Here is a 4,223-nt window from a genome sequence, read left to right on the forward strand (position 1 = left end):
ACTTTACGCTTTTACAAGGCAACGCTAATTTAACCCACACCTTAGGGGGGTGGGGACCTTCAAGGAAAATGATGGACATGTACCTATGCACAGACGGGCTTCCTTTTACAGTGTCCCCACTGGCTAAAGGGTATGCGAAAATGACCGACGAATTTGAAAATCGTGAATGGAGACTACGCAGCCTTGTGTATATTCCTAAAAATAAATATTGGGGATTTGGTGCAAGCACAGGCGCAAATTATAATTTGGCCAATTATATTACAACATTCAATTTTCCAGCTATAATAAAGCCTTTCTATCCGGATTTATATTCGAATATAAACGGCGGCTACGGGAATCGTAAATTCTGTTCTGAAGAATCTACAAGGGCCGATTACCAGGAATCTTATGATTACCCGCAAATACGCCTTGCTGAAGTCTATTTGATTTACGCCGAAGCCAAATGTGAGTTGGGCGGAGGTTCTATTTCAGATGCAGATCTGAACATATCGATTAACAAAATCAGGGCACGTAACTCGGTTGCCCCACTTACCAATGCCTTGATTGCTCCATACGCAAGTCTTACCATGCTGGGAGAGATAAGAAGGGAGCGTGCACTTGAGCTTTACATGGAAAACAGCCGCTATGATGACCTGAAACGGTGGGGCATAGCCGAAACAGAGTTGAATAAGCCAATTGAGGGTATGGTTGTGCAATACAACGGCCAACCAACGGAAACCGCGACCGGCACGAATCCTATTACCCATAATCCGATCTACAATCCTAATAAATTTGTTTACGGTGTCGACAATCAAACAGGTGCGGTGATACTGGACCCGGCAAGCAACCGCAAATTTAAGCGAATGCATTACCTCCTTCCGATTCCAAATGATCAGCTTTCTTTAAACCCTAACATTGTCCAAAATCCGGGCTACTAATAAAAAGAGACCGTATCATATACAAATGATGCGGTCTTTTTTCTTAAGATGTTTATGCCAGAGCATTGGTTTTATATAAATATGGCTCTTAGCGACGCTTAAGTATCCAAAACGAAAATCAGATTTATGAGGAGGAATAACTGTATCAAATCATTTCTGGAAATTTGAAAATAATTGGATACCGCTCAAGGCGATCCAATTTTTATAAAAAAATCATTTTTCGAACTTTCTTATGGTCAACCGTTTTGTATATTTGTAGCACAACGATTAATGGCTAAATGGTGTTGTATAAATCGTTGAATGATCTTTTATAAATTATAACTTATTATAATTTAAGGACTTACAAAGCGGGTTCGATTCCCGCTCTCAACTAGCCTGTTAAACCATATTAATTTGATACCATAGATTGTTTTTAGTAAATTTGAACATAGCATTTGCAGCTAATTTCTAAAAAATAAAAAGTGGTGAGTAATTCGGTGAGTGCGAAAATCAAAACCATTCAAGACATCAAATAAACAGGGAAAATTAGGGTTAAAATAAATCCCTAGCTCTCCGCAGATAATACAAAGCGGTAGTGTATCAATTGTGTTGTTATTAAATTAATAATCTGATAATCAAGAGCAATAAAAATACACCACATTAAATTTTATTAAAAAGGATGGTACTTATGTACCATCCTTTTTATTTTAGGCGATTATTTAGACTATAAGTGCCTGGAAAGTGAATACGTGTATCAAAGCTGTTGTTAGTTTAAATTGTCATTATTGCAACTATTAAGTTTGGCAAAATCTGGAATCAACAGCGCTACCGCTGTAAGAGTTGTAATAAGACTCAAATATCACATTACTTAAAAAAAGCGTATAAATCTGGCACCACTTCTACATTATCAATCACGTCAAAGAAGGATGCGGTATAAGGAGTATAGCAAGGTTGTTGAATATCTCACCCAATACGGTTATCCAGAGAATTAAGAACATTGCTTCAACCATTACAAAACCTCCTATTAGCGCAAACAGAGTATATGAAGTAGATGAGTTAAAAACCTACATCAAAAAAAAAGCGCGGAATGTTGGGTAATCTATGCTTTGGATAAGCAAAATGGACAGGTAGTTGATTTAAAAGTAGGGCGACGCAGCAAAATAAATCTACAAAGAGTTACTGACACCCTTTTATTATCGAAATGCAAGCGAATTTATACTGACGCGTTGAACACCTATCGTCAGATTATACCAGCTAAACTTCACAAAGTAAAACGTTACGGCACAAATAAAATTGAGCGTAAAAACCTAAGCCTCCGCACCCATTTGAAACGCCTTAATAGAAAAACAATCTGCTTTTCAAAAAGTATAAGTATGCTTGAAGCTTGCTTAAAAATTTATTTTTGGCATGAATTCATAGCTATGTGACCTCCAGGCTCGTCTATCAGCGGAAAATGCAGGAGAGGATTTGACGATGAATTTTAGGCTTCTTTGTTTACTAATCTGTTTTAACAATCCGATGAATACATTACCTAATTATCTGGATCTGGCTGTTCGCGATTTGGCAATGGCAATTGGCGCCTTTTCATTAGCGAGACTTTCCGGCCCTGTAATAATTAAAATCCTATAAATATGGAGTATTAGCAGATGAGGCTGAATACTTTACTAAGCGATTAAGTAGTAGAAAATAAATGATTAGGCTCACTTATTTATTCCTTTTTTCCTCGATAGCCTGCAATAACTGATCATAAGGCTTATTGAATTTTTCGACACCTTCATCCTCTAATTGCTGGGTGATGTCATCAATATTGATCCCCGTTTTTTTCAGTCTTTCAAATATTTGGTCTACCTTATCCAGGTCCTGTTCCAAACGACTTTCGGGCTGTCCATGGTCCCGGTAGGCATCCAACGTTTCTAAAGGAATGGTATTCACGGTTTCCGGGCCGATCAGCGCCTCTATATATTTGGTATCCGGAAAGGAAGGGTCCTTGGTGCCCGTGCTTGCCCACAAAACGTGCTGCGGCATAGCGCCCATTTCCTGTAGCTTTTTAAAGCGTTCGCTGCCGAAAACCCGTTTATAAATCTGGTAGGCTTTTTTTGCGGACGCGATTGCGACCTCGCCTTTCAGGTCAGAATGGCTCTTTTCCTCCAGCATCGGATCAACCAATACGTCGATCCTACTCAGGAAAAAGCTGGCTACGGACGCGATGTGATCAATTGGCTGGCCGGCTTCCACCCTATCTTCCAGGCCCGAAATATAGGCTTCAGTTACTTCTTCATAACGACCAAGGCCAAAAAGCAAAGTAATATTGATATTCAGTCCTTCACTGATCGTTTTGCGTATGGCGGGCAGACCTTCTGCAGTTGCGGGTATTTTAATCATCACGTTTTGGCGGTCAACCTTTTTCCACAGTTCAACGGCTTGCCGGATGGTCTTGTTGGTATCATGTGCCAGGTGAGGGGAAACTTCCAGGCTTACATATCCATCCGAGCCTTCCACAAAAACGGGTTTAAATAATTCTGCTGCATTTTGAATATCGGTGATCGCCAGCTCGTAAAAAATAGCTTCGGTGATTTTCTGCTCAGCAGCCAATTTTTTGATCTGCTCATCATAATCCATGCTGCGCGTGATCGCTTTTTCAAATATGGCCGGATTAGAGGTAATACCCCGTATCCCGTCTTCATCAATTAGCTTTTTCAAACGGCCGGACTCGATGATCTTTCGGTCAATAAAATCCAACCAGACGCTTTGACCGAAGTCATGCAATCGTTTTACGCTGTTAGTTTCCATTGCGAAGCTGTTTTAGATTTACCGTCCTTTAAGCCTATTTTTTTATACGCACCGCACAAATATTTCCGGCTGCTTGTAAAACGCCGTTTAAAAAAGCATTGCCAATTCCTGCGCTGCCATATGATACCTATTACCATCTCATTTCAGGATTTTTTCTTAGGCACTTTTGCACCTGCCTTACGGGCCTCAGATAACCCAATTGCAACCGCCTGTTTTTTTGAGGTAACCTTTTTGCCGCTGCCGCTTTTGAGCGTTCCCTCTTTCATTTCATGCATCGTTTTTTCCACTTTGTCCTGGGCCTTTTCTGAATACTTTGCCATGATGAATATATTTAAGTAAACAATTGATGATATGATATAAACATGACTACCAGTCATTTGGTTTCAACATCTTTATTTATTTCAAACATTTCCCTTTGTATTTTTTTATCTAAGTATGGATTTGTTTTAACAGTATGTGTTAATGAGTAAAGCATCCCTGAAAAGACATGTAATGCCTTGTTGGTTTTTTTATTCAATGCAGCGGGCCGTAGTAGCT

The 4,223-nt window shown here is 39.5% G+C and carries 3 protein-coding genes and 1 pseudogene; 2 read left to right on the forward strand and 2 right to left on the reverse strand.

Annotated elements, in window-relative coordinates; translation table 11 throughout:
* Positions 1-917 (forward strand): RagB/SusD family nutrient uptake outer membrane protein (locus AC1DPZ_RS23040; RefSeq protein WP_477407856.1); only part of this gene is annotated, 917 nt, incomplete at its 5' end.
* Positions 918-1,981: 1,064 nt separating this feature from the next.
* A pseudogene (locus tag AC1DPZ_RS23045) lies at positions 1,982-2,323 on the forward strand (IS1 family transposase); the annotation flags it as partial.
* 277 nt (positions 2,324-2,600) lie between these two features.
* Here the strand turns inward: AC1DPZ_RS23045 and tal are convergent.
* A complete protein-coding gene (tal, locus tag AC1DPZ_RS23050; RefSeq protein WP_477407858.1) occupies positions 2,601-3,686 on the reverse strand; it encodes a transaldolase in 1,086 nt (361 codons plus the stop codon).
* Positions 3,687-3,829: 143 nt separating this feature from the next.
* Positions 3,830-4,006: a DUF6496 domain-containing protein gene (locus AC1DPZ_RS23055; protein ID WP_477407860.1), complete on the reverse strand. Its 177-nt coding sequence runs from the start codon at positions 4,004-4,006 to the stop codon at positions 3,830-3,832.
* Positions 4,007-4,223: the final 217 nt, after the last annotated feature.

It is taken from the genome of Mucilaginibacter sp. P4_G9, assembly GCF_056400985.1.